The 26,340-nt window shown below is 51.4% G+C and carries 18 protein-coding genes; 14 read left to right on the top strand and 4 right to left on the bottom strand.

The window, feature by feature from the left end:
* Positions 1-2: 2 nt before the first annotated feature.
* Genes HU175_RS02550 through HU175_RS02540 form a run of 3 tightly spaced genes read left to right on the top strand, consistent with a single transcriptional unit; the run spans position 3 to position 6,316 of the window.
* Positions 3-2,774 carry a TonB-dependent receptor gene (locus HU175_RS02550; protein WP_176565090.1) on the top strand — a complete coding sequence of 924 codons (2,772 nt, stop codon included), beginning with the start codon at positions 3-5 and terminating at the stop codon, positions 2,772-2,774.
* Between the two features lie 6 nt (positions 2,775-2,780).
* Positions 2,781-3,932, top strand: coding sequence for a DUF4249 domain-containing protein (locus HU175_RS02545; RefSeq protein ID WP_176565089.1), 1,152 nt, complete (start codon positions 2,781-2,783; stop codon positions 3,930-3,932).
* 14 nt (positions 3,933-3,946) lie between these two features.
* Entirely contained in the window at positions 3,947-6,316 is a 2,370-nt protein-coding gene (locus tag HU175_RS02540; RefSeq protein ID WP_176565088.1) for a hypothetical protein, read from the top strand.
* A gap of 4 nt (positions 6,317-6,320) precedes the next feature.
* On the opposite strand, the gene HU175_RS02535 is transcribed toward HU175_RS02540, so the two are convergent.
* Positions 6,321-7,586, bottom strand: coding sequence for a DNA polymerase IV (locus HU175_RS02535; protein WP_176565087.1), 1,266 nt, complete (start codon positions 7,584-7,586; stop codon positions 6,321-6,323).
* A gap of 143 nt (positions 7,587-7,729) precedes the next feature.
* Between HU175_RS02535 and HU175_RS02530 the strand changes: the two genes are divergently transcribed.
* From HU175_RS02530 to HU175_RS02495, 8 genes are all read left to right on the top strand, one after another.
* The gene (locus tag HU175_RS02530) at positions 7,730-8,419 is read left to right on the top strand and encodes a helix-turn-helix transcriptional regulator (protein WP_176569104.1); all 690 of its coding nucleotides are present in this window, start codon (positions 7,730-7,732) and stop codon (positions 8,417-8,419) included.
* Positions 8,420-8,628: 209 nt separating this feature from the next.
* Entirely contained in the window at positions 8,629-10,746 is a 2,118-nt protein-coding gene (gene fusA / locus HU175_RS02525; RefSeq protein WP_176565086.1) for an elongation factor G, read from the top strand.
* A 196-nt stretch (positions 10,747-10,942) separates the two neighbouring features.
* Positions 10,943-11,248 carry a 30S ribosomal protein S10 gene (rpsJ, locus tag HU175_RS02520; protein ID WP_176565085.1) on the top strand — a complete coding sequence of 102 codons (306 nt, stop codon included), beginning with the start codon at positions 10,943-10,945 and terminating at the stop codon, positions 11,246-11,248.
* Between the two features lie 177 nt (positions 11,249-11,425).
* Complete coding sequence (mutL, locus tag HU175_RS02515) at positions 11,426-13,429, top strand: DNA mismatch repair endonuclease MutL (protein ID WP_176565084.1); 2,004 nt, start codon at positions 11,426-11,428, stop codon at positions 13,427-13,429.
* 36 nt (positions 13,430-13,465) lie between these two features.
* Entirely contained in the window at positions 13,466-14,245 is a 780-nt protein-coding gene (locus HU175_RS02510; protein ID WP_176565083.1) for a rhomboid family intramembrane serine protease, read from the top strand.
* A gap of 2 nt (positions 14,246-14,247) precedes the next feature.
* On the top strand, positions 14,248-15,171 hold the full coding sequence (locus tag HU175_RS02505; protein WP_176565082.1) for a rhomboid family intramembrane serine protease: 924 nt from the start codon (positions 14,248-14,250) through the stop codon (positions 15,169-15,171).
* Positions 15,172-15,408: 237 nt separating this feature from the next.
* The gene (gene dxs / locus HU175_RS02500; RefSeq protein ID WP_176565081.1) at positions 15,409-17,343 is read left to right on the top strand and encodes a 1-deoxy-D-xylulose-5-phosphate synthase; all 1,935 of its coding nucleotides are present in this window, start codon (positions 15,409-15,411) and stop codon (positions 17,341-17,343) included.
* A gap of 100 nt (positions 17,344-17,443) precedes the next feature.
* A complete protein-coding gene (locus HU175_RS02495) occupies positions 17,444-18,688 on the top strand; it encodes an aspartate kinase (RefSeq protein ID WP_176565080.1) in 1,245 nt (414 codons plus the stop codon).
* A 6-nt stretch (positions 18,689-18,694) separates the two neighbouring features.
* On the opposite strand, the gene HU175_RS02490 is transcribed toward HU175_RS02495, so the two are convergent.
* Positions 18,695-19,726: a type IX secretion system membrane protein PorP/SprF gene (locus HU175_RS02490; protein WP_176565079.1), complete on the bottom strand. Its 1,032-nt coding sequence runs from the start codon at positions 19,724-19,726 to the stop codon at positions 18,695-18,697.
* A 230-nt stretch (positions 19,727-19,956) separates the two neighbouring features.
* Here HU175_RS02490 and HU175_RS02485 point away from each other — a divergent pair, with 230 nt between their 5' ends.
* The 3 genes from HU175_RS02485 to HU175_RS02475 all read left to right on the top strand — a co-directional run bounded on the left by HU175_RS02485 (position 19,957) and on the right by HU175_RS02475 (position 24,779).
* Positions 19,957-23,178, top strand: coding sequence for a PKD domain-containing protein (locus HU175_RS02485; RefSeq protein WP_176565078.1), 3,222 nt, complete (start codon positions 19,957-19,959; stop codon positions 23,176-23,178).
* A gap of 88 nt (positions 23,179-23,266) precedes the next feature.
* Positions 23,267-24,295, top strand: coding sequence for a Holliday junction branch migration DNA helicase RuvB (ruvB, locus tag HU175_RS02480; RefSeq protein ID WP_176565077.1), 1,029 nt, complete (start codon positions 23,267-23,269; stop codon positions 24,293-24,295).
* Positions 24,296-24,485: 190 nt separating this feature from the next.
* A complete protein-coding gene (locus HU175_RS02475; RefSeq protein WP_176565076.1) occupies positions 24,486-24,779 on the top strand; it encodes a TIGR03643 family protein in 294 nt (97 codons plus the stop codon).
* A 156-nt stretch (positions 24,780-24,935) separates the two neighbouring features.
* Here the strand turns inward: HU175_RS02475 and HU175_RS02470 are convergent, their stop codons facing one another.
* Both HU175_RS02470 and HU175_RS02465 read right to left on the bottom strand, forming a co-directional pair.
* Positions 24,936-25,244, bottom strand: a complete 309-nt coding sequence (locus HU175_RS02470) for an ArsR/SmtB family transcription factor (protein ID WP_176565075.1) — start codon at positions 25,242-25,244, stop codon at positions 24,936-24,938.
* Positions 25,245-25,390: 146 nt separating this feature from the next.
* On the bottom strand, positions 25,391-26,332 hold the full coding sequence (locus HU175_RS02465; RefSeq protein WP_176565074.1) for a DMT family transporter: 942 nt from the start codon (positions 26,330-26,332) through the stop codon (positions 25,391-25,393).
* Between the last annotated feature and the right edge of the window lie 8 nt (positions 26,333-26,340).

The following is a 26,340-nucleotide window of genomic DNA, read 5'->3' as shown; positions in this document are numbered from 1 at the left end:
GCATGCCCCACCTATACCGTTGTATTTTCATTCTGGTTATTCTGTGCTGTCTGCTGACAGGGGCGTCGGGGCAGAACCATTCGCCCATCCTGATCAACGGAAGCTTCACGAATCTTCGCTTCGAGCAATTTGCGGAACGAATTGAAGCCAGCACAACCTACCGATTCTACTTTGATGCAAAAGAGGTTGATAGCCTATTTATTACGGTCCAGGCTAAGAATATACCTCTCCAGGGGGTACTCTATCAGGCCCTGAACGGGAGTAAGTACGCCTTTGCCATTGATGCTCAGCAGCGAGTATACATCACACTCGAACGACCTATTCGTACGGAATTACCCATTGGCTTTTTCGAGCGGGGAAGAAATCCCAATAGCACGGATTCGACGGCGGATGCTTACCTAGCCATGAGCCGGATCAAACGGACAGAGCCGGAAACCAAAACCTACGAGGTTGGTACCCGAACGAATCCAATCCGCTCGGGTCGGGCAACGGTGGCTGGCTCAGTGCGGAACGTAGCGTCGGGCGAGCCGGTTGTGGGCGTGGCGATCTATGTCGACAATCCGCGTGTCGGTACGGTTTCCGATCAATTCGGGTATTATTCGCTGACACTGCCCCGCGGTCGGCACGAGTTGAAGCTACGTAGCATCGGCATGAAAGATACCCGTCGCCGGATTGTTCTCTACAACGACGGTAAGCTGGACATTGAGATGGAAGACGACGTGATTGCCCTGAAAGAGGTAATCATTGAAGCCGAAAAGGACGTAAACATTGCCGGTACGCAGATGGGTCAGGACCGGGTCGACATCAAAACCATTCGTCAGGTGCCTACCGCCCTGGGCGAAGCCGATCTGCTACGGGTTGTGCTAACTTTACCGGGCGTAAAATCAGTAGGGGAGAGCTCAACGGGCCTAAACGTCCGCGGGGGGGCTACCGACCAGAACCTGATTCTTTACAACGACGCAACGATCTACAACCCGTCGCACCTGTTCGGTTTTTTCTCGGCGTTCAACCCGGATGTGATTAAAAGCGCTGAGCTCTATAAAAGCGGAATTCCATCCCGATTTGGCGGACGGCTGTCGTCGGTGCTGGACGTACAGACGCGTGATGGCAACAAGAAGAAATTTGTTGGGGCAGGTGGTATCGGCCTGCTGACCGGACGGCTGATGGTTGAAGGGCCATTGATTAAAGAAAAAACAGCCTTTATCCTCGGTGGCCGCTCGACGTACTCGAACTGGATTCTGAAACAGCTGCCTACGGACGCCTACCGAAACAGCCGGGCTGGCTTTTACGATGTGAATCTGCACGTAACGCATGACGCCAACGAACGGAACACCGTTTATTTTACCGGATACCTGAGCCATGACAATTTTCGTCTGAATACCGATACGACCTATGAATACCAGAACCGGACGGCTACGCTGAAATGGAAGCACATTATTAATAACAAGCTCTACAGCGTTTTCACGGGCAGCTACAGCGGTTATAACTACCAGGTTTACAGCCAGAAAAATCCGATCAACGCCTACCAGCTGGATTTTGCGGTGAACCAGTCGCAGCTGAAAGCCGACTTTAACTATTTCCCTACCAATCAGCACGCGGTCGATTTTGGGTTCGGTACTACGTATTATAAACTGTTTCCGGGCAGTTTCCAGCCGCGCGGCAGTGAATCGCTGATCCTGCCGGATGTTGTACCGCACGAACAGGGCCTGGAGAGCGCGTTCTACGTCGGTGACAAGTTCGACGTCACGGATCGGCTGTCGATCAATGCCGGATTGAGGTACTCATTTTATACCTACCTGGGTCCGAAGTCAGTGTTTCAGTACGCACCCGGTCTTGCCCAGACGGTCAGTACTATTACTGATACGCTGACGTACGGTAACAATCAGCCGATCAAAACCTACCACGGCCCGGAATATCGCCTGGCGCTCCGGTATACACTGTCGCCAACGTCGTCAATCAAGGCCAGCTTTAACCGGACGCGGCAGTACATCCAAATGCTGTCCAACACAACCGTTATTTCGCCCACCGACATCTGGAAGCTGAGCGATCCGAACATCAAACCGCAGATTGGTGATCAATACGCCATTGGTCTCTACAAAAACAACCGGCGTAATACCATCGAAACCTCCGTCGAAGCGTATTATAAGACGATGCAGAACCTGCTCGACTACCGGGGTGGCGCTACGTTGATTCTGAACTCGCACATCGAAACGGATGTCGTCAACGCGCAGGGAGTGGCATACGGAGTTGAGTTCCTGATCAAGAAAACGACGGGTAAACTGAACGGCTGGCTGAGCTACACCTACGCCCGGACGTTGCTCCAAACCAACAGCCCAAATAAGGCTGAGCAGATCAACAATGGGTCATTTTACCCCAGTAGCTACGACAAACCGCACGACCTGACGTTCATTGGCAACTACAAGGTTAATCGGCGATTCAGTCTGTCGCTGAATTTTACGTACAGCACTGGCCGGCCCATTACGCTACCCGTACTTAAATACACACTCGACGGATCGCAGCGGCTGTTCTTCTCGGAGCGGAACCAGTATCGAGTGCCGGACTATTACCGGGCTGATTTCGCGATGAATATCGAAGGCAATCATAAAGTGAAAAAACTGGCCCACAGCTTCTGGACCATTTCGGTCTATAACCTGACGGGTCGGCGGAACGTGTACTCCATTTATTTCAAATCCGAAAATGGTGTCGTGAATGGCTATCGCCTGTCGATCTTTGGTCAGCCTATTCCGTCATTAACCTATAATTTCAGATTCTAACCGGCTATGCTGCGGCTTATTCAAACATTTCGCTCGATAACAAGTCCACCGGTGCTCCGGCTGCTGGGCTGGAGCCTGGTGCTGCTGGTTGCCGGTTGTGTCGATCCCTATCGGCCCCCCGAGATAACAGCACCGGGCAGCTATTTGGTCGTGAACGGTTTTTTCGATAGCGCTCCGGGCTCAACGACCAGTATCCGGCTGACGCGAACGCAGAACTTGGCCGATTCGAAAGCCCCTACCGTAGAAACGAAAGCACAGGTGACCATCGAGAGCATGTATCATGGAAATTATCCGCTCCAGGAAACCCGAAACGGCACTTATTCGCTAACGGGGGTTACGCCACTGATCAACGAAACCTACCGGTTGCGCATCAAAACGGCGCAGGGAAAAGAGTATGTTTCGGAATACGTACCCGTCGTAACCACACCCGCGATTGACAGTGTAAACTGGTTTGTGGAAAACGACGGTGTTCAGATCAACGTGAATACGCACGACCCGCGGGGCAATACTCGCTATTACCGGTGGGATTATAACGAAACCTGGGAGTTTACGGCCGCCTATCAATCTTCGCTGGAATTGATCAACAACCAACTTGTCGGCCGGACCGAAGATGCGTATCGGTGCTGGACAGGCGATTCATCCAGCACAATTCTGTTGAGTACATCGGCCCGACTGAGTCAGGATATCATTAGCCAGCGCCCTCTGATGTTTATTCCGGGTCAGTCGATTAAACTGGGCATCCGCTATAGTATGCTGGTGCGGCAGTACGGCCTGACCAAAGAAGCCTACGACTATTACGAGCAACTGGCCAAGATTACCCAGAGCGTTGGCTCGCTTTTCGATCCGCAGCCTTCGCAGATTACGGGGAATATTCACTCCGTCAGTAATAGTGCCGATCTGGTACTCGGTTTCTTTCGGGTCGGTAGCGTCACCAGCAAACGCATTTTTATTCAGAAAGCGCAACTGCCGCCCTGGTATCCGCAGACGGGTAATACTTTATGTCAGACCGATACAATGACGTTGGATGAGATTCGCCAGAATCAGCCAGGTGGTGTGGTTGGTTATTTTGATCAGAGTCAGTACCTGACATCATCGTTGTACTGCGTCGATTGCCGATTAAGGGGAACCAACAAGCGTCCTGCGTTCTGGAGCAACTAGTGACCACTAACCTCATGAAATACCTGGATAAAAGGCTTGTTGCGGTGCTGTTGTGGCTGGTTGGCTGGCAGGCGTTCGGTCAATCAACTACTACGTCCATACAGGACGCATTTAATACGTATCAGCGGCAGACGCTTCAGGAAAGACTGTTCCTTCACCTGGACCAGACAACTCACCTGACTGGCGAAACCCTTTGGTTCAAGGTGTACTATGTCGATGCAAACACCAACCAGCCCCTTACGGTCAGCAAGGTGTCGTACGTTGAGGTACTAGACAAAGAACTCAGGCCTGTCCTGCAGACCAAAGTAGCCTTGTCGCCAGATGGGGCGGGCGGCTATCTGTTTCTGCCTGCCTCGCTGTCGTCGGGGCAGTATCTGGTTCGGGCGTATACCAACTGGATGAAAAACTTCGATGCGGCCACGTTTTTCGAACAACCGCTGACAATTATCAACCCCTTCCGGCCACTTGGCTTACCGCTCAAACAGGCAACGCCTGCCTACCAGGTGCAGCTGTTTCCCGAGGGCGGTAACCTCGTTCGGGGCTTGGCCAGCCGAGTCGCTTTTCGGGTTGCTGATAGGGCCGACCGGGGTATAGCCGCACAGGGATGGCTACTAACAGCGAAGAATGACACCGTAGCTCGTTTTGCTACGCAGCCGTTCGGGATGGGTAGTTTTGAGGTTACGCCGGTCAGCTCGGAAACGTACCGGGTCGTTTTTCGGGACAAACAGGGACAGACCGTAACGCAGCCTCTGCCCACGGTGCTTGAACAGGGCTACGTGATGCGCCTTGACGATCAAAACGGCCAGATGACCGTTTCGGTACGTAGCAACGTATCCGGCTCCTCCACGGTGTATCTGCTCGCCCACACGCGACAGGCCATTAAACTGGCCGAAACCAAGTCTGTCCAGCAGGAAACTACGTTCTCAATCGATCGGAACAGGCTGGGGGAAGGTGTATCGCACATCACCCTGTTCGATGCCAATCGCAACCCTCTGTGTGAACGGCTGTATTTCAAACGACCAACGCAGCTCCTGCCCATTGATTTAACGACCGACCAACCGCAGTACGCCCAGCGCTCAAAAGTGACGCTGACGGCTTCTACCGGCGGCAAGCCTGCCGATTTGTCAATGGCGGTGTATCGGCTCGATTCACTTGCGTCCGGATCATCGACCAGCATCCGGAATTACTGCTGGCTGACTTCAGCGCTGCAGGGGACAGTAGAAAACCCGGATTACTATTTTCAGCAGGAAACAGCGGAAACTCGTGCAGTAGCCGATAACCTGATGCTTACCCACGGCTGGCGCCGGTTCCGCTGGGCGTCGATACTGGCTGATGAGACCCACCGCCCAGCCTTTACGTTCGTGCCTGAATACAACGGCCTGATCGTGCAGGGAACCGTAACAACTCCCTCGACGGGTGCCCCAGCACGTAACGTGATGACGTACCTGTCGGTACCTAGTAAGCTGATCCGGCTTTACACGTCCATAAGCGATTCCAGCGGCCGTATCCTGTTCGAAATGCCTGACTTCTATGGCTCTAAGCAACTAATCGTACAACCGGAGCCGGAAGATAGTCTATTGCGACTGACTATTGTTAACCCGTTCAGTGATAAAGCTCCCGGTACCCGGTTTGCTGAATTTTCAGCGGATGAATCGCTGTCGGCTTCGCTGCTCAGCCGAAGCGTTGGTATGCAGACGCAGACGACCTACCTGGGCGATCGGGCAATTCAGTACCGGCCTCCGGCCATCGACAGTGCTGCGTTTTACGGCGCACCGAGTGAATCGTACCTGCTGGATGCCTACACGCGCTTCCCTACAACGGAGGACGTTTTGCGGGAGTATGTTCTGGGCGTGATGGTCCGTAAGCGGCAGGGCCATTTTCAGTGGATTGTCCCCAATACGCCCTATCGTGAGTATTTCGAGAATAACCCGATGGTGCTGCTGGATGGCGTACCCACCTTTAATATTGATAAAATGATGGCCTTCAGTCCGCTCAAAGTCAGAAAGCTGGACGTCATCAAAAATCGGTATATGACCGGACCGACTACCTTTGATGGGCTGGTTAGTTTTATGACCTATAAAGGTGATCTGGCCGGTTTTCCACTCGATTCATACCAGATCAAAATTGACTACGATGGTCTGCAGGTACAGCGGGAGTTTTACGCCCCCCGCTACGATACGCCCAAACAGCGGGAAAGCCGCCTGCCCGACGGCCGGACGCTGCTGTACTGGAACCCTGATCTGAAACCTAATGCGCAGGGACAGATCAATTTCTATACCTCCGATCAGGACGGTACGTATCTGGTGGAAGTGAATGGGCTAGCGCCAGACGGGCGGGTAGGAACGCAGCAATTACGGTTTGAGGTAAAACGAACCATCAAATAAGGACTCACAAGTCTTTGATGTTGCCAAAGCCGATAACATCCCGATAAATGGGGTTGTCGCGCAGTTCGGCCGCCCGGATCAGCTTATCCGTGCCGTATTTGCTTTTCAGCTGATGCAGTGTCTGGCGGAGCTTGTCCTTCCGGGTGCTTTTCTCGAACAGGTTGAACGGAATCAGATCAGCCGGGATAAACCGGAAAACGACTACCGACATGCTACGCAAATGGCTATTCAGTACAGGCTCGCACTGGTGGGCCTGCTGGAATTTATCGAGTCGCTGCCGAATAATCTGATACAGTTCCGAACCATCCTGCATAGGGTTCGGTAGCCGGGCTTCGTAATTATACGTCCGGCCGGTGTGGTAGCGGCAGGAAAACGACAGTTCCTGACAGAAAACGTTGTTGCGAACCATCCGGCGTTCGAGCGTCAGGCAAAGCGACATAAGCAGCTCGTCCAGTTGTTCGGGTGAGTGGCGCTGCTCGGTCGAGAGTGTACGCATAGCCGACATACTCTTGTAGGCATCGTTTTCACCCAGATCAACCTCGCCACCAAAATTCAGGCGCAGGTGCCAGTGCCAGCCGATAATGCTTTTACAGACAGCGCGGAGGTGCTCGGGTTTGGCATAACGTAGCGCCAAAGGGGTGTGTATGCCGCCCTCCTCCAGTCGCACTGCCATCCGCTGACCAATTCCGGGTAGGTCTGTCAGGCGTAGCTTGCGTAGGACGTCGTCGATCGTTTCGGGCGTAATGATCGTCAGTCCGTCGGGTTTTTGCACGTCAGAGGCTAGTTTCGCCAGGAACGCGTTCGGTGCAATACCAATTGAACACCGCAGATAATCACCCACTTTTTCCCGAATCGCCTGTTTGATGGCCAGCGCTGTCTGGCGTATATCTTTGTACACGTACTGGTAATTAGTCAGGTCAATAACGGCTTCATCAATGCTTTTAGGCAGAACATCATCCGAAAAGGAACGTAACACTTCTACAAGCTTGACATGGTACTCCCTATAGCGAGTCGGGTGGGTTTCGACCGGAACTAGATCAGGACAAAGAGTCATGGCTTCATCCAGGCGCATGCCGGTTTTAACGCCCCGCGCTTTGGCTTCGACCGACGGCGCGATGACGCAGCCCTGCCGCCCCGTGTACACACATACACCTACCGGCCTGCCCCGCAGCCAGAAGTTAACCTGCTGCTCGCAGGAAGCGAAGAAACTGTTCATGTCGACAAACAGGACTGTTGGGTGCGTGTGGCTGGTTAATCGGTTCCGGTTCATCTATTTTCAGTAATTAAGCCGCTGTTGTTTCGTCATTCCTGTGTATTTGTTGTATGTTTGTTGTAATACAAGCGCAATATATTTTACTTGTATTATAGTTGCTAATTATCCATACTGTGATGGAGAAAAAATGTTCAGAAAAGATGGACAAAGTGGCGAGTATACAGGATCGACTGAAGCAGGTTTTTGATGCGCTGGGTATTACGATATACCAGATAGCGAAGGAGTTAGGCGAAAATCCGTCTAAATTTTACAACATTCTGAATGGTCGGGCGAAGCCATCGTACGATACGATTATGAGTTTGCTGACCTGCTACCCGCAGATCAGTGCCGACTATCTGATTCGGGGAATGCTGCCGATCTTGAGTTCACCGGAGGCCAATGCTGCGGTAACGAATACGGATGAGGATACTATGGAGGTACCCTTCGTGCCCGTACGCTTTTACGCCAGTTTTGTTGAAAGCTACGGCGACGGTGCTGGTTCGATGGATATGGAACCGTTTCGTATTCGTAAGACAGTGGCAAGGGGACATAAACATGCGGTGGTGCTTGAAATCTCGGGCAATAGCATGAGCCCTCAGCTGGCACACGGCGCTAAAGTACTGGCCGTGCCGGTGAGTGAGAACGACTGGGTATATCAGTCGGGGGGCGTCTATGCAGTCATGTACCGGGATTACTTTGTCGTGAAACGGATTCGGGATAATGAACTCCTAACGCGCAAGTTTTTGACGCTTCATTCCGACAATCCCAATGGCGGTAACGTGACGGTTCCCCTGCAGGATATCCGGGGGCTGTGGAAAATTGTCATGATTGTGGAAGCCCCGGTTGAATAGAAGCTAATGCGTAACAGGGGAAAACCCTGTTACGCTATCTTTTAGTTATCGAACAGCCGGATACGAATACCAGATTTCCGGGTGCCTCGTTTGTTTTCTAACTGACTTTCAGTAATTTTGCGTCCTGATTTACAAAAGGCGCCGACTGCTGAACTTAGTAGGCCTTTTCTGCTGTTTTAGAATTACATAACTCTCAGTATAACAATCTAATGGCTCGCGATTTAAAATTCACGAGAAACATCGGTATCGCTGCCCACATTGATGCGGGTAAGACGACCACAACCGAGCGTATTCTCTATTACGCCGGGGTAAGTCACAAAATCGGTGAGGTACACGATGGTGCTGCTACGATGGACTGGATGGAGCAGGAGCAGGAGCGTGGTATTACCATCACTTCGGCTGCTACTACCGTTGACTGGACCTATCGGGACAACAAGTACCACATCAACATCATTGATACCCCAGGCCACGTTGACTTTACGGTTGAAGTAAACCGGTCACTGCGTGTACTGGATGGTCTGGTGTTCCTGTTCAGCGCCGTTGATGGTGTCGAACCTCAGTCAGAAACCAACTGGCGTCTGGCAAACAACTACAACGTTGCTCGTCTGGGCTTCGTGAACAAAATGGACCGTTCGGGTGCTGACTTCCTGAATGTCTGCACGCAGGTTAAAGAAATGCTGGGTAGCTACGCTGTCCCTCTCCAGTTGCCAATCGGTGCTGAAGATGAGTTCAAAGGTGTAGTTGACCTGGTTAACTTCCGCGGTATCGTCTGGAATGAATCGGATAAAGGCATGACCTTCGAGGTTGTCCCCATTCCGGAAGACATGATGGACGAAGCGACCGAATGGCGCGAAAAACTGCTGGAAGCCGTCGCCGAATTCGACGACACGCTGATGGAGAAGTACTTCGAAGATCCTGAGTCGATCTCTGAAGCAGAAATCCTGGAAGCGCTGCGTAAAGCAACGATCGCCATGAAAATCGTTCCGATGCTTTGCGGATCGTCGTTCAAAAACAAAGGTGTTCAAACCATGCTCGACTACGTAATGGCCCTGCTGCCATCGCCGTTGGATAAGGAGAGCATCAAAGGAACGAACCCAAACACGGGCGAAGAGATTTCTCGCAAGCCTTCGTCGTCGGAGCCTTTCTCGGCCCTGGCGTTCAAAATCGCTACTGACCCCTACGTAGGTCGTCTGTGCTTCGTTCGTTCGTACTCGGGCGTACTGGAGTCAGGTTCTTACATTCTGAACAACCGGTCGGGTAACAAAGAGCGTATCTCGCGTATTTTCCAGATGCACGCCAACAAACAGAATCAGATCGACCGTCTGGAAGCTGGTGACATCGGTGCTGTGGTTGGTTTCAAAGACATCAAAACGGGTGATACCCTGTCGGATGAAAAGAACCCAATCGTTCTGGAATCGATGGTATTCCCGGATCCCGTTATCGGTTACGCTATCGAACCGAAGAAAACGGCCGATCAGGACAACTTCTCGAAAGCAATTGGTAAACTGATCGAAGAAGATCCAACCCTGAAGGTTGAATCGAACGAAGAAACCGGTCAGACCATCATCCGGGGTATGGGTGAACTGCACCTTGAAATCATTATCGACCGGATGCGTCGTGAGTTCAAAGTGGAAGTAAATCAGGGTGCACCTCAGGTTGCTTACAAAGAGAAACTGACGAAAAGCGTTGAACACCGCGAAGTGTACAAGAAACAATCGGGTGGTCGCGGTAAGTTTGCTGACATCGTGTTTGAACTTGGACCTCGTGACCAGGAAGAAGACGGTTCGATCACGCCAGGCCTGCAGTTCGTTAATGGAATTGTTGGTGGTGTAATTCCGAAAGAATTTATTCAGCCAGTGCAGAAAGGCTTTGACGAGTCACTGAAAAATGGTCCGCTAGCTGGTTTCCCGCTGGAAAGCATGAAAGTGCGTCTGTTCCACGGTTCGTACCATGACGTTGACTCCGATTCGCTGTCGTTCGAGATGGCCGCTCGTCTGGGCTTCCGTGAGGCTGCTCGTCAGGCTGGTCCGAAACTGCTCGAACCAATCATGGCGGTTGAAGTACTGACGCCGGAAGAGTATACCGGTCCAATTACGGGCGACCTGAACCGTCGTCGTGGTGTGATGAAAGGTATGGACACGAAAGCTGGTTCGCAGGTGATTAAAGCCGATGTTCCTCTGTCTGAACTGTTCGGTTACGTAACGGATCTGCGGACGATGTCATCGGGCCGTGCTACGGCTAACCTGACCTTCTCGCACTACGAAGTTGTTCCACAGAACATTTCGGACACCGTTGTTGCCAAAGAAAAAGGTACGGTGAAAGCGTAATCGCTCAGCCGCTTATGAATACAGGAAAGGCGTCCGTTTCGGACGCCTTTCTTTTTTGCCGAAGTAAAAAAAACTAGAAAAGAGTAAGCATACCTTCTCTAAGTAGTTGATTATTCGTACCTTTGCGCTCCAATTACAGGCCCTGACGGAGTAAATGGTTCTTTCGGCAGGGTTAACTCAAACGAACCACAACAGAATGAGCCAAAAAATTCGCATCAAGCTGAAATCGTTCGACCACATGCTGGTTGACAAATCAGCCGAGAAAATCGTTAAGGCCGTTAAGTCGACCGGCGCAGTTGTTAGCGGGCCCATCCCACTGCCAACCGAGAAAGAAAAATACACCGTTCTGCGGTCGCCCCACGTCAATAAAAAGGCGCGGGAACAGTTCCAGCTTTGCACCTATAAGCGCCTGGTAGATATCTACAGCAGCAGCGCTAAAACGGTAGATGCACTGATGAAACTGGAACTTCCCAGTGGCGTTGACGTAGAAATCAAAGTATAACGATTTTTGCCAATGGCTTACGATGCCACAGATGCTGGACAAGTTAGTCCGGCGTTTGTGGCATTCTTGTGTTTACGCAACAATGCTTTGTTCGGGGTGAATTATCTGCCTCCCGCGCCTGTTTTCTTCGTATATTGTCTGCTACAGCGAAGTTAAATTTCAGTACCCTCTCCCGTTATGTTAAACGTTATTCAACTCCTGCCTGATTCGATTGCCAATCAGATTGCTGCTGGTGAAGTCGTACAGCGTCCGGCGTCGGTGGTGAAAGAGTTACTTGAAAATTCGGTAGACGCTAAGGCAAAATCGATCCAGGTAATCATTCGGGAGGCTGGGCGGAACCTGATTCAGGTGATCGACGATGGGGTCGGTATGACCGAAACCGATGCCCGTATGAGCTTCGAGCGGCACGCTACGTCGAAAATTCGTTCGTCAGACGATCTGTTTCGAATCAAAACGATGGGTTTCCGGGGCGAAGCGATGGCGTCAATCGCTGCGGTTGCCCAGATTGAGATGCGCACCCGCCGGGCCGATGATGAACTAGGTACGCTAATCCGGATTGAGGGGTCAGATATTAAAACTCAGGAGTCCATTTCCTGCCTGCCGGGAACAAACCTGCTGGTAAAGAATCTGTTTTTCAACGTACCCGCCCGGCGTAATTTCCTGAAGTCCAACTCGGTCGAGATGCGGCACATTCTCGACGAGTTTCAGCGGGTGGCGCTGGCGAATCCGGAGGTTGCTTTCTCGCTGTTTCATAATGATCAGGAAATCTACAACCTGCACGCCGGAAAACTCAGCCGTCGGATCATCGATATGTTTGGTAAGAGCTACCGGGAGCAATTGAACCACTGCGAGGAAACAACGCCTTACGTTACGGTTCGGGGGTACATCGGCAAACCGGAATCAGCTCGCAAGACCCGGAACGAACAGTTCTTTTTTGTGAATAATCGGTTCGTAAAACATAACTACCTGCATCATGCTGTAGTAGGGGCCTACGAAGGAACCCTGCCGGAAGGGAGTCATCCGTTTTACGTCCTGTTCATCGATATTGACCCGTCGCACATCGATATCAATATTCACCCGACTAAAACAGAGATCAAGTTTGACGACGAACGGTCGGTGTACGCCATTATGATGGCTGCGGTGCGTAAAGCCGTAGGGGTATATAATCTGACGCCATCGCTTGATTTTGACTCGGACGTGAATTTTCTGTCGGGGGGGCGGGGTGGTAGTGCTCCCAAGTCGGGTTCATCAGACGTGCCGAAACCGGTAACGCCATCCTGGGCAGTAAGCTCGTCGGCTGCCAGCACGCCAGCCGCTAAGCCAGAACGTAGCGCGCTCCAGACTAACGCGCTGGATCAGGCAACGGCACACAGTTTCGACGTTCCCCGTAAACCGTCCGTCAATAACTGGCAAAGCTTGTATGAAGGTGTTGCAAAAAAGGAGAAAGAATCCGTCACTGAGAAGCCCGTTACCGGCGACTGGCTGGGACCCGCCAAAGTGCAGACGCCTGCCCTGCCCGAGAATGGGGCAGAAACTGAACCCGTTACACTAGGTAGCCGGGTAAATCAGTTGCAGACCGAAACGACAGGTGCCAACCAGGAAACGCCGATTATTGTTGATGACGAAAATATTGTGCAGGTGCAGAATCGGTATCTGCTGGCTCCCGTACGATCCGGCATGCTGCTGATTGACCAGCGACGGGCCTACGAACGGATTCTCTATGAGCAGTTTCATGCCTCATTGACGAAACGGAATGGGGCGTCACAGCAGTTACTTTTTCCTAAGACGATCAGTCTAACCCCCGTCGATTTTCAGCTTGCGCTCGATTTACGGTCGGAGCTGAACAGCCTTGGCTTTGAATTTGATGAACTGGGTGCAAACACCTTCATCGTGCGCGGTGTTCCTATGTTAACGACCGGCGAAAACGAGGAAGAATTGTTTGCTAACCTGCTGGCTCAGCTGCGGCTGGACACGGGACGGCTTAAACTCGACAAAGCCGACTCGATGGCCCGGTCACTGGCCCGCCGTTCGTCGACAAGGCACGTTACGCGGTTAAGTACGCCTGAACGAAAAGCCTTGGTCGATCAGTTGTTTGCGTCATCAAACCCAAGTTATACGCCAGGCGGTGAGCCCGTTACGGTTTTATTGTCGCTGGATAAGATTGCGGGACTTTTTCGCTGAAGTTTAGTTAATAAACGATAAATTAGGTCAATAAAAATGTTTTCACTTACCCCGGTTGTTCGTGTTCTACTGATCATAAACGTACTGGTATTTTTTGTGACAGACGAGAACGTGATTCAACAGTTTGGGTTGCATTCATTTCTGTCTGAATCATTCAATCCGACGCAGATTATCACCCACATGTTTCTACATGGCAGTTTTGGCCATATTTTCAGCAACATGATCGGGCTGGTTGTTTTTGGACCCATGCTGGAGCAGTTCTGGGGGCCACGCCGGTTTACGTTTTTTTACTTTTTTACGGGCATAGGGGCCGCACTCCTGTTCTCCGGGATCAATTATATCGAGATGCGGGACGTATATGAAGCCGTGCTGGAGTATCGGTCCAATCCAACACCAGATGGCTTTCTATCGTTTATCGATAGTGAAGCGTCGTCCCTGTACGACCGGTTACAACCTGTGATCGATCAATTTCAGCGGATGCCGAACGATGCTCAGACTAAGGAGTATACGCTGCGAATCGTAAACAAAATTTACGGCGAACAGATTAGTCAACCGATGGTTGGGGCCTCAGGCGCGATTTTTGGTGTGATCATGGGATTTGGGTTGTTGTTTCCAAACACTCAGCTATTTTTGTTGTTCCCACCAATACCAATCAAAGCCAAATACCTCGTTTTAATATACGGGGCTTACGAACTGTATTCAGGCGTCTATCAGGCGCAATCCGATAACGTAGCTCATTTTGCGCACATCGGTGGTATGCTGTTTGCATTTATACTAGTGAAGTACTGGAATTCACAACGAAAAACATTCTATTAATAATGAGCGGGTTATTCGACGATTTTCGAAGCGAATTCAGCAAGCCCAATAATACGCTGGTGCAGTTAATTCTGGTCAATACGGTTGTATTTCTGGTGTTGCTGGTGGCGAAAATTGGCTTTACTATGGCCCAGCAGGGAGGTGTCTATGATTTTCTGCTGGCGCAGGTCATGATACCGGGTTCTGCTAGTGCTTTTCTGCATAAGCCCTGGACGCTGCTGACGTATTCCTTCGCCCACGAAGATATATTTCACATTCTGTACAACATGCTGTTCCTGTTCTGGTTCGGGCGGTTGATTGATGAATACCTGGGTAGTCGTCGACTGATCGGGCTGTACATTATGGGGGGCCTGGCGGGCGGTATTTTATACCTGGCCATGTATAATCTGGTGCCTTATTTTCAGAACCAGATCGAAGCCGCTCGGATGCTGGGTGCTTCAGCGGCCGCTTTTGCGGTAGCAATGGGTGCTGCTACGTTGCTGCCGAACTATACATTTCATCTGCTGTTCTTCGGGCCGGTCCGCATCAAGTACATTGTCTTCTTCTTTATCGTTCTGTCTATTGCTCAATCAGCGGGGCCTAATGCCGGAGGAAACCTGGCGCACCTGGGCGGGGCAATACTGGGATTCGCTTATGTAAAATTGCTGCAGAACGGTACTGATTTAGGAAAACCTATCTATTGGCTGGTTGATAGTATAAGCAACCTGACCAAGCCTAAACCACCGGTAAAAGTGTCTTATCGTCAGCGGAGCAACGCCAGCACCACGACAAGTACATATGCCTCGGCGGCTAGTGGGACACCCTCGTCGTCAGCACCTAATCAAGACGAAGTCGATACTATCCTGGATAAGATATCACGTTCCGGCTACGAGAGCCTGACGCGCGAAGAGAAGCAGAAACTGTTCCGGGCCAGTCAGCGGAATTAATGGTACTAGCTGGTTCAGACACATAAATCTGATAAGTCCGGCAGTACGTAAGCATAATGAATGAACGAAGCCCTTATTCTGTCTGGCGGCTGTCAGGCAAATGAGGGCTTCTGATTTTCAGTAAATGAATTGAAATTAGTGTACTTTCGTTGTATGAAATAATGAGGGGCGGCTCTATGCAAACATTGTCTTTTCGAGAATGGTTGATGTGGAGACAGACGCTTCTCGCTACCGATCATGCTGATTACCCCCGGCAGTCTTCTAGCCACCATCAACACTCCCGACGATCTTCGCAAACTCGATAAATCCCGTCTGCCCCAGGTTGCCGATGAACTTCGTCAGTTTATTATCGATGATGTTTCCGTATTTGGCGGGCATTTCGGCGCAGGATTAGGTGTTGTCGAACTGACCGTTGCTCTGCACTACGTATTTAATACTCCCGACGATCAACTGATTTGGGATGTGGGTCACCAGGCTTACGGACACAAAATCCTGACCGGCCGCCGAGAGAAGTTTCATACCAACCGGTTCTACAAAGGTATTTCCGGCTTTCCGAAGCGAAAAGAAAGCGAGTATGACTCCTTTGGGGTTGGCCATTCGTCAACGTCAATTTCGGCAGCGCTGGGTATGGCCGTAGCGTCTCAGTTACAGGGCAATATGCAGCGCAATCATATCGCTGTTATTGGTGACGGAGCTATGACGGCGGGTGAAGCGTTTGAAGGCATGAACCACGCCGGAGCGACGGATACAAACCTGCTGATTGTGCTGAATGACAACTGCATGAGCATTGACCCGAACGTGGGGGCGCTGCGGGAGTATCTGACCGACATTACTACGTCGCAGACGTACAATAAAGTCAAAGACGAAGTCTGGAACCTGCTGGGTAAGATGAGCACCTTCGGCAAAAGCGCGCAGGAAATTGTCTCCAAAGTCGAAACCGGCCTGAAATCGTCGTTACTGACACAGAGCAACTTATTCGAATCTTTACATCTACGCTACTTTGGCCCCATTGATGGGCATGATATCGATCATCTGGTAAGTGTGCTGGAAGACCTGAAAAACATCCCGGGGCCGAAGCTGCTGCATGTGCTGACCGTCAAAGGCAAAGGTTATGCCCCCGCCGAAAAGGACCAGACCAAATGGCACGCGCCCGGCTTGTTCGATAAGGTGACCGGAGTCATTCAGAAGAAAGTTTACGACTCGCCCCAGCCGCCTAAGTACCAGGATGTCTTCGGCCAGACGCTGGTTGAACTGGCCGAGCAGAACACGCGCATTGTTGGGGTAACGCCAGCTATGCCGTCGGGATCGTCGATGAATCTGATGATGAAAGCCATGCCCAAACGCGCGTTCGACGTGGGCATTGCCGAACAGCACGCTGTTACGTTCTCGGCGGGGATGGCTACGCAGGGCGAAGTAGTATTCTGTAATATCTACTCGACATTCATGCAGCGGGCTTACGATCAGGTAATCCACGATGTCTGTATTCAGGAATTACCTGTTGTGTTCTGTCTCGATCGCGCTGGTTTTGCCGGTGCCGATGGTCCAACGCACCACGGTGCCTATGATATTGCATTTATGCGCTGTGTGCCAAATATGATCGTAGCCGCTCCCATGAATGAGCAGGAGCTACGTAACATGATGTATACCGCCCAGTCGGACGTCGTGCAGAAAGGAAAACAGGCGTTTACAATCCGGTATCCGCGGGGCGAAGGTGTCATGCCCGACTGGCGAACGCCGTTTGAACAACAGCAAATTGGCAAAGGGCGTATGATTGCCGATGGCGAGGACGTAGCCATCCTGACCATCGGGCATATTGGCAATTACGCCGTTCAGGCCACACAGCTACTCGAAAAAGAAGGCGTCCGCCCTGCTCACTTCGATATGCGTTACGTTAAACCACTGGATGAAGAGCTATTACATCAAATCTTTAGCCGCTTTGATCGGGTACTGACCGTAGAAGACGGCTGCCTGATGGGAGGATTCGGCAGCGCGATACTCGAATTTATGGCTAATCATGGTTACATGGCTCGTGTGAAGCGGCTGGGTATTCCGGACGCCGTTATCGAGCACGGCGAACAGCTTGAACTCCACCGCGAATGTGGTTTCGACCCCGCCGGTATTGCCGACGCCGTCCGTGAATTGCTTTACACGGGTCGAACAGTCACGATTTAATACAAAGAGCGAGATGACGAATGAGTGAAAGAGTGATCAGTTGCTTGTGTCAGCAAATCGCTCTTTCACTCATTCGTCATCTCGCTCTTTATTTTAAGCTATGAACGTTTTCAAGTTTGGCGAGGCGTCCGTTAAGGATGCGTCTGGCGTGCGGAATCTGGCTTCTATTGTGCAGAAACAACTTCCCGCGGGTGTCATTGTCGTATCGGCGATGGGAAAAACGACCAATGCGCTGGAAAGGCTCGTACAGGCATATAGGAGCCAGCAGGCCGATGCTATTCAAACGCAGCTGCAGACGCTGCGTACGTATCATGAGAGCATCATGCAGGAGTTGGGCGGCTCGTTTACTGACGCCTACCAGACGTTCGCGCAACTTGAAAAGTCTCTGGATCAAATTCCAGACGAGACCTACGATAACACCTACGATCAGATCGTATCGCTGGGGGAGATCTTGTCAACCCAGATCGTTGCTGAGTACCTGAAACAGACGGGTGTTCCAGTACGCTGGGTCGATGCACGTCAGTTAATTCGTACGGATGCTACGTTTCGGGAAGGGCGGGTGAACTGGCAAGAAACGGAGCAACGTATACGCGAAAGCGTTTCGCCCAATGAAATCATCATTACTCAGGGTTTCATTGGCCAGGCACCTGGTGGATTGACAACTACCTTGGGTCGGGAAGGATCGGATTATACGGCGGCTATTTTTGCCTACTGCCTGAACGCAACAGGCGTAACGATCTGGAAAGACGTACCTGGCGTGCTCAACGCCGACCCCAAATGGTTCGACGAAACCGTACTGTTGCCTAAAATCACGTATCAGGATGCCATTGAGCTGGCTTATTACGGGGCCACAGTCATTCATCCCAAGACGATCAAGCCGTTACAAAACAAGTCGATTCCGCTTTACGTCCGCTCCTTCGTAAAACCGGAAGAACAGGGAACGGCAATCGGCGATTATGAACGTCATCTGGACACGCCGTCATTCATTTTCAAGATCGATCAGGTGCTGATTTCGCTACACCCGAATGACTTCTCGTTTATTGCCGAAGAAAACCTAAGCCTCATTTTTGGGCAGTTTGCGCAGGCTGGCGTCAAAATCAACCTGATGCAGAACACGGCGATTAGCTTTTCGGTGGTTGTCGATAACAACCCGGCCCGTATTCCTGCCTTGCTGAAGCACCTACAGGAAAGTTTTCGGGTGAACTACAACGATGGGCTGGAGCTGATTACCATTCGCTATTACGACCAGAGCACGATTGATCGTGTGCTGACTGAAAAGAAGCTGTTGCTGGAGCAGAAAAGCCGCTACACCGTGCAACTGGTGGCCAAAGATATTGCTGCGTAAAAGTGGTTAGAATTTGGGGCAGGGGAGCTTTTTGTCCCGGCGCCGGACGCCGGCCCGACGCCCTTCCGGTTTCTCGAAAATATACGACAGGGAAAGTTCGTGCGACCCTCCGCTGTTGCCAAGCGTCGAAATGGTTACATCGTAGCTATAGCCAATTGAAAACTTATCAACCCGGTATCCAGCCAGTAACGCAATAGCATCGTGGTTGTTGATCGTCTGATCGTACTTTTTGAATGGAATACCGCGGTAGTAAGCGCCTACCGTTATGGGTGAGTACGTCAGATAGGCCCCCAGATCCAGCTGATCGTAGCGACCCTGAAATTTGTAAAGAATAACCGGCGAGAAACTGATTTCCCGATCCATCTCATCGGCCAGACCAGTATAACCTGCCAGCGGAATCCGCAGGCCCGCGTGAATACTGCCTTTTATCGGTAACCGATCCGATCCTTCCACGAAGAACGACTGGCTGGGCCGGTTGATGTGATGCGCCGATACCCCCACCCAGTACCAGTCGGAGTAGAGCAGGCCACCCGTTGAAAAATCCAGGTATTTATTCTTGGGCGAACCCGCCAGCAGGGTAGGGTCGCTAGTGACACTGCCCGAAATGAACCCCTGCTCGTTAAATTGATCGCCGGTAGTCAGACCAAAATAGTTCACGTTCCGGTTTACATACGAGCCCTGTAAGCCCAGCCGCACAAAGGACGATTCGTTTAACTGAAACTGGTATGAGTATTGTAACCCAATATCGGTAGACTGGATATTACCCTGTCCCTGATTGTCGTTTTGAATCAACAGACCAACGCCACTGTTCACCCGATCGAAGTAGTAATCGGCGGCCACCATAGTTGTTACGTAGTTCGTGATAGCAGGCCACTGGTTCCGGTAGTTTGCGGTTACGCGGGGAGCCAGCGCCGAACCGGCAAAAGCCGGGTTTAAGTACTGCGGAGCGGCATAGAACTGGGTGAACTGAGGGTCCTGCGCCAGCGCAATCTGCCCCAGGCTGATCGCAAAAAGAATGAACAGGTATTTCTTAATCATGATTCGAGTAGGAGCAAAGACCGGGCCGGTTCCAGTGATCAATCGGCAGCAACAAAGGATAAGAAGCAACTAACCGAATAATCAATAAAAATAGTTACGCAAAAGCCCATTTATGGACCTTTCCAGGATAAAATTTTCGGGAATCGACTTCGTTTATACTAACGTAATGCTCCCGCTGATGTTATGCTGAGGGACGAATTTGAGAGAGCGGGTTTAGCCAAATTATCTTCATGGGAATCTCTACCAAGTGCATCCGAATAATCGGGCTCTGGGCCGTACTGCTGTTGCTGGCAGGGATACCAATGGCCTGGTCGCAGAGCACATCATCAACAACAATAAAAATTAGTGGTAAAACCTGTGTACCTGACCAGGATTGTGATACCTCGCAGGTGGTCTTTACGGATAGCATCCGGACTGGCGTAACCAGCCGGATCTGGAACTTTGGGGACAACAGCCCTACGTTAACCGTAACGGGTAGTGATTCCACCGCCCGGCATGCCTATTTAACTGCCGGGACTTATACCGTTACACTGACTAGAACGATCAACGGGCAGAACCAGACGGTATCACGCAATTTTCAGGTGTACGAGCGACCACGCTCATTCTCAAACTGGAAAACGGATACGACCATCTGCCAGGGTGAACGAATAACGCTCGATCCCTACTCAGGCGGACCCGCACAATCGGGGTTAAACTTTCTCTGGTATCCTAAAGGCCAGACGACCCAGAGTATCCAGGTCGATAGCTCGGGTTGTTATTCCGTCGAAGTAATTGATCCCGCAACCGGTTGTTCGACCCAGAACCGGATCAACGTTGATGTCTGCGGAGAAAAGAAAGAATCGCAGGGGGTAAAATGGTATTTCGGTCAGAACGCCGGACTGGATTTCAGCGGAGGTGGCACTCCGCAGGCCATCACCGATGGAAAACTGAGCACGATTGAAGGGTCGTCATCCATCGCCAACACCAAAGGTATTCTGCTGTTTTACACCGACGGGATAACGATCTTCGATAAGGACGGCCTGCCTCTGAAATCGCTCGATCCGCGGGACTCGTCGGCTACAGCCACCAAGATTCCACTGGGTGGGAACAAGCGATCAACGCAGTCGGCGCTGATCGTGCCGAAGCCAACCTGTAAAGGCTGCGAGTACCTGTATTATGTTTATACCACCTCGGAAATCAACGGCACCAAGCAACTGACCTACAGCATTGTTGATATGCGGCAGAACGGTGGTAAAGGGGCTGTTACGCAGAAAAATATCCCTGTAACCAGCGCAGGTACAGAGCAGTCGGCGTCGGTGCGGAATGATCGTGATTCGACGTACTGGGTAATCACACGGGTGTATGGCACGAACCAGTTTCAGATTCGTCACCTGACGGAAGACGCTGTGCCGACCGTGACGACCTTTAGTGGCGGGCAGACGCTGGACTCGCTCACCAACGCCGAGGGATACATCAAAATTGGACCGGCTGATACGACCAGCGGCAACGAAGGCAACCGGCCCATGGCCGTTGTCGTGCCGGGACCCCCCAAAAACTCCGTCGATCTGTTTACGTTCAATGATTCGACAGGGACAATGACGTTTCTTCGAACGGTTGACCTGGGGGCGGCTCCCCCCAAAGCGTATGGAGTCGAGTTCTCGCCGGACGGCAAGAATCTGTACGTCACTATGCTGGCCGATACTAATTCTGATGGAAGTCAGAAGGGCGCGTCATATCTCCTCAAGTATGATCTGAACCAGCCCGACTCGCTGGTAAATCTCTCCCGAACGGTGGTCGACAGTAGCACCACCAGGCAATACGGTTCCGTGCAGATTGGCCCGGATGGGCGAATTTATGTGGCTGTCCAGGGCAGTACGTCGCTGGGTACGATTGAGAATCCGAATGGTGGTTTGCTCGACAGTCTGATCTTTAACCCGGCGGGTCAGTCGCTGGGCGGAAAAACCAGTCAGCTGGGTTTGCCCAACCTGGTGTCCAATTTCAACGATCAGTCGAGTGGACCCGGTTTTACGTATGCTGATACCTGCGCCCGATCCCCGACAATATTCCAGGCCAGTCCAAACTGCCAGAAATTAAAAGAGACGTATACCTGGTTGTTTGGCGATGGCTCGCAACCCGTTTCGACAACGGCACTGCAGCCCCAGTTACATACCTACCAACAAGCGGGCGATTACATAGTCAGCCTCCGGATTGTTACAGAGACCAGTCAGAGGGGAATTTGTAAGGATACAACGATCAACGATACCATCACGATTGTGGAGACGCCACCCGCCCTGCAGCTGGGGGGGGACACCATTGTCTGTAACCGGCGGGGGCTGACGCTTGATCTGAAAGTAACGGCCAGGACGTATGTCTGGCTGGTTAACGGCGCTGTTGCAGGTCGACAGAAAACCATTACGCTCACCCGGCCAGGCTATTATTACGTTATTGGCTATGCGGCCAATGGCGGCTGTTTTCAGAGCGATACGATTCGGGTTCAGATTCGACCTGCTCCCTCACTCGATCTGGGTCCTGATACGTTGTTCTGCTATCGGTCGTCGGTCAGCATCCGGGTACCGCAAAATGTCTGGACAGAATTTCAATGGAGCAATGGCGGAACGACTCGCCAGATTTCGGTGACGTCAGCCGGCCAATACAGCGTGGTCGGACGTTTTACGTTGAATGGAGCAACCTGCGAAAACTCGGACACGATTCAGGTGCGGGAACTGCCGAAGATAACGCTCAACGCCCGGCTCACAAATCCGCTGACCTGTACGCTGGCCGATGGTAGTATCGAAGTCACGCCCACGCCCGTCAGGTCCTACACCTACAGCTGGAGTCAGAATGGAACCCCGCTTTCGTCGCTGACCAACGTACAGACGAACCTGGCTTCCGGTACGTACACGGTGAGCGCTACGGATACGGTATATGAATGTAAAGCGGACAGCGCGTTCACCCTGGTGCCGCCTAATCCACCCGCGTTCAATTTAACCCCGAATGCATCCTTATGTGTAGGGGACAATGGCCAGACGCAGCTGGTAGCTAGTGGACAAAATCTATCCTACAGGTGGCCCAGCCTGAACGCCACAACAGGAACCGTTACGGTCAATCAGATTGGCAGGTACGAAGTCATCGTAACTGATCCAAGAGGTTGTACGGCCACGGGAGCCGCACTGGTTGTCGATCTGTGTGAACCCCGGCTGAATATTCCGGATGCGTTTACGCCAAACAACGACAACCAGAATGATCTGCTGGAGGTATTCGCTTCGTACATCACCGATTATCAGTTGAGGATCTACAATCGCTGGGGAGAGATCATTTTTGAGAGTACCAATCCCGAGCAGAAGTGGGACGGAACGTACCGGGGGGTACTCTATCCGCCCATGCTCTATCCGTATATTATCAGCTATAAAAGTCAGTCATTTCCCGACCGTGGGACCCTGATAAAACGGGGGTCTGTACTGCTGGTCAGGTAGTGTTTTTGTCGGTAAAATTTCGTAAATTTGAAGAGAGCGTTTCGGCTAAAACAAGCTGTTTTCGGCCAGATTCTCCCCAAGAACGATTATGCGAAACGACATTTTAAAAGGGAGTGGTGACGGCATGACCACAACGGATAAGGAGATCGAACGGGCGCTCCGTCCCCTTTCGTTTGCCGACTTCACGGGGCAGGCCAAGGTCCTCGAAAATCTTGAAGTATTTGTCCGGGCGGCCCAGCAACGGGGTGAAGCGCTGGACCATGTACTGCTACATGGCCCTCCGGGGCTGGGTAAAACCACGCTGTCTCATATTGTGGCTAATGAGCTTCAGGCTAATATCCGGATGACCTCCGGGCCGGTACTGGATAAGCCCAGCGATCTGGCTGGTCTGCTCACGAACCTGCAGCCGAACGATGTCCTCTTTATCGACGAAATACACCGGCTCAATCCCATTGTGGAAGAGTATCTGTACTCGGCGATGGAGGATTACAAGATTGATATTATGCTCGATTCGGGACCTAACGCCCGGACAGTGCAGATCAAGCTTAACCCATTTACGTTGATTGGGGCTACAACCCGCGCTGGTATGCTGACCGCACCGTTACGAGCCCGGTTCGGCATTAGCTGCCGTCTGGAATACTACGACGCTACGTTGCTGACAAATATCGTACAGCGGTCGTCGGCCATTCTGGGAACGCCCATCGATGAGTCGGGTGCCTACGAGATCGCGCGCCGGAGCCGGGGCACACCACGTATTGCTAATAACCTGCTGCGCCGTACTCGTGACTTTGCGCAGGTAAAAGGTAATGGCTACATCAACGTCGACATTGCCGAGATCGCCCTAAGTGCGCTGGATGTCGATCAGAACGGGCTGGACGAAATGGACAACCGAATTCTGACGACGATCATCGAGAAGTTTAAGGGCGGGCCGGTTGGATTATCGACCATTGCCACGGCCTGTGGCGAAGAAGCCGAAACGATTGAAGAGGTATATGAGCCGTTCCTCATTCAGGAGGGCTTTCTGAAACGTACCTCGCGAGGGCGTGAAGTGACCGAGCGGGCCTTTATCCATCTAGGTATAGTGCCGACTTACAAAACGGGTCATTTATTTGATTAACACGATATGTAAACTGACTTCAGCTTCTAGCCGTTGGTGATACTAGACCTGTTTCCTGTTGTTGAGCATTACGATGATGCCGGGCCAGGAAGCAGGTCTTTTCATATTCGAAACAGGCTAGGTCAGGTCAAACCGGAAACGGCTTGAGGATATCTGTTAACCAGTTAGCTGATCATGGAGTTAACGAAGTATGAAACAACAACCATCATCCACCACCCTCACTGAGCGTGAGCTGGACCGGCTTATTGAAATGGCCTGGGAGGACCGAACTCCTTTTGAGGCTATTCAAAGTCAATTTGGCCTGTCGGAGTCAGCTGTCATTACCATCATGCGTCAGCAGTTAACGCCAAATGGCTGGCGCCGATGGCGGGCCCGAGTTCAAGGGCGGGCCACCAAGCATGCGGTCCTGTCGGCGGTAACCGATTCCCGTTTCAAATCATCCCGGCAGCGACAGGTGAGTCACAACAAAATCAGCAAACGGTAGCCTTTGACAAGTCAGACAGTAATACTGCATATAAAAAAGACCTCTTCTCGGGCGTGTGCATTCTAACAATGGTTAACGCACCTAGGAGAGGTCTTTTTAGACGGTGAAACTAGTCTTTATGGGTTAGTACGAGCAGGTACAAACTAACGTAGTCAACTAGTTCAGAATCTTACTTTTATAAATGCACTCAACTACATCAGAAACGGCACTATCTACCAGGAAATAGTAAATGTTTTTGCCACTGCGCCGAATGTCAAGGATTCCTTTATCGCGCATATTAATCAGGTGATGCGAAATGAGTGATTGTTCTGCGTTCAAGTTTTTGTAGATAGAAGAGACATTTAACTCCTTGTTATCATTCAGCATTTGAATGATTTTAATGCGTAATGGATGCGCAACAGCCTTCAATACGTAAGCTGCCTTATCAATACGTTTCTCGTCGTCAGTAGCTTTTTCCGTTGCCATACCGCTTTGGGTTTTGGGTGTGAGTGTCGTGAAAGTTAGTAGGAAACTTTACATATATATGATAATAAAATATTTAGTGGTGTTTTTTATTTATCTAAAGGCAGGTTTCTCCCTATAAGGTGTTGTTTTGGTAAGTATTAGTGGGCTTACTCTGTATCCGTATTTTTACGGTTTCCGCGCCAGCCGATCAGAAATACGCCCACCAGAACAAGCAGCGTACCAATGATCTGTTCCGGGCTGATGGTTTCGTGCAGGACGAACGTGGACAGGAAAATTGTGAAAATAGGGCCTACACTCGCTACAATCGACGCATTACCCGATCCAATCCGTTTGATCCCCTCAGCGATCATAAACGTAGGCAGCACAGTCACGAAAATGCCCATACTGATACCCAGCCAGTAAACAGGTTCCGGATAACTACCTAGACTGAATCCATGCTGTACCAGGTAGTGTAGAACCGTAGGTATTGTAGCGGCTATCATGGCGTAACAGGTAAAACGTTGAGCACCCACCCGGTCAATCATCCGGTCGCTGCCCACCAGGTACGCCGCATACACCAGTCCACTTAGAATAACCCAGAAAGCCCCCAGCGCTACGTTCTTTTGCGCCGAAGTCTCAATATTGCCGACAAAGGCCAGCATGATACCAGCATAGGTAAGCCCCAGCGAAACAAGCTGTAATTTCGTTGGGCGAACGGTCTGCCGACCGAAGCCACCCAGGGCATTGAGCAGGAGAACAAACGTGGGATAAACGAACAGCAGTATCCGTTCAAGGCTGGCAGTAATGTAAACCAGCCCCAGAAAGTTAAAAAAGCTGGCGAAATAGTAGCCCGTAATGCCCAGCAGCGCCAGTACCAGCCACTCATTGGCGGTGAGCTTGGCGGGCGGTAGTTTCCGACTCAAATTCAAGGCAATAGCGACGTAGAAAGGCAGCGCAAACAGCATCCGCAGCGTAAGTAGCGAAATCGAGTCGATGGGGTACCGGTAGGCCAGCTTGATCAGAATACCCTTCGTGGCAAAGCAGAAAGCCGCCAGGAATACCAGAAAGGCACCTAGCCAGTATTGAGCGCGGGTGGGTTGCTGAGTCATTGCTATAA

Origin of the sequence: Spirosoma sp. KUDC1026 (genome assembly GCF_013375035.1) — a bacterium.
Classification (GTDB): Bacteria; Bacteroidota; Bacteroidia; order Cytophagales; family Spirosomataceae; genus Spirosoma.
This window is presented reverse-complemented; position numbering and strand designations above follow the sequence as displayed.

Excerpts from the sequence above, each read along its gene's own strand:
- HU175_RS02475 (WP_176565076.1), top strand. The coding sequence starts at position 24,486 with ATGAAACAACAACCATCATCCACCACCCTCACTGAGCGTGAGCTGGAC.
- HU175_RS02505 (WP_176565082.1), top strand. The coding sequence starts at position 14,248 with ATGAGCGGGTTATTCGACGATTTTCGAAGCGAATTCAGCAAGCCCAAT.
- HU175_RS02530 (WP_176569104.1), top strand. The coding sequence starts at position 7,730 with ATGGACAAAGTGGCGAGTATACAGGATCGACTGAAGCAGGTTTTTGAT.
- HU175_RS02495 (WP_176565080.1), top strand. The coding sequence starts at position 17,444 with ATGAACGTTTTCAAGTTTGGCGAGGCGTCCGTTAAGGATGCGTCTGGC.
- dxs (WP_176565081.1), top strand. The coding sequence starts at position 15,409 with ATGCTGATTACCCCCGGCAGTCTTCTAGCCACCATCAACACTCCCGAC.
- HU175_RS02540 (WP_176565088.1), top strand. The coding sequence starts at position 3,947 with ATGAAATACCTGGATAAAAGGCTTGTTGCGGTGCTGTTGTGGCTGGTT.
- rpsJ (WP_176565085.1), top strand. The coding sequence starts at position 10,943 with ATGAGCCAAAAAATTCGCATCAAGCTGAAATCGTTCGACCACATGCTG.
- ruvB (WP_176565077.1), top strand. The coding sequence starts at position 23,267 with ATGCGAAACGACATTTTAAAAGGGAGTGGTGACGGCATGACCACAACG.
- mutL (WP_176565084.1), top strand. The coding sequence starts at position 11,426 with ATGTTAAACGTTATTCAACTCCTGCCTGATTCGATTGCCAATCAGATT.
- HU175_RS02550 (WP_176565090.1), top strand. The coding sequence starts at position 3 with ATGCCCCACCTATACCGTTGTATTTTCATTCTGGTTATTCTGTGCTGT.
- HU175_RS02510 (WP_176565083.1), top strand. The coding sequence starts at position 13,466 with ATGTTTTCACTTACCCCGGTTGTTCGTGTTCTACTGATCATAAACGTA.
- fusA (WP_176565086.1), top strand. The coding sequence starts at position 8,629 with ATGGCTCGCGATTTAAAATTCACGAGAAACATCGGTATCGCTGCCCAC.
- HU175_RS02470 (WP_176565075.1), bottom strand. The coding sequence starts at position 25,244 with ATGGCAACGGAAAAAGCTACTGACGACGAGAAACGTATTGATAAGGCA.
- HU175_RS02485 (WP_176565078.1), top strand. The coding sequence starts at position 19,957 with ATGGGAATCTCTACCAAGTGCATCCGAATAATCGGGCTCTGGGCCGTA.
- HU175_RS02490 (WP_176565079.1), bottom strand. The coding sequence starts at position 19,726 with ATGATTAAGAAATACCTGTTCATTCTTTTTGCGATCAGCCTGGGGCAG.
- HU175_RS02545 (WP_176565089.1), top strand. The coding sequence starts at position 2,781 with ATGCTGCGGCTTATTCAAACATTTCGCTCGATAACAAGTCCACCGGTG.
- HU175_RS02535 (WP_176565087.1), bottom strand. The coding sequence starts at position 7,586 with ATGAACCGGAACCGATTAACCAGCCACACGCACCCAACAGTCCTGTTT.
- HU175_RS02465 (WP_176565074.1), bottom strand. The coding sequence starts at position 26,332 with ATGACTCAGCAACCCACCCGCGCTCAATACTGGCTAGGTGCCTTTCTG.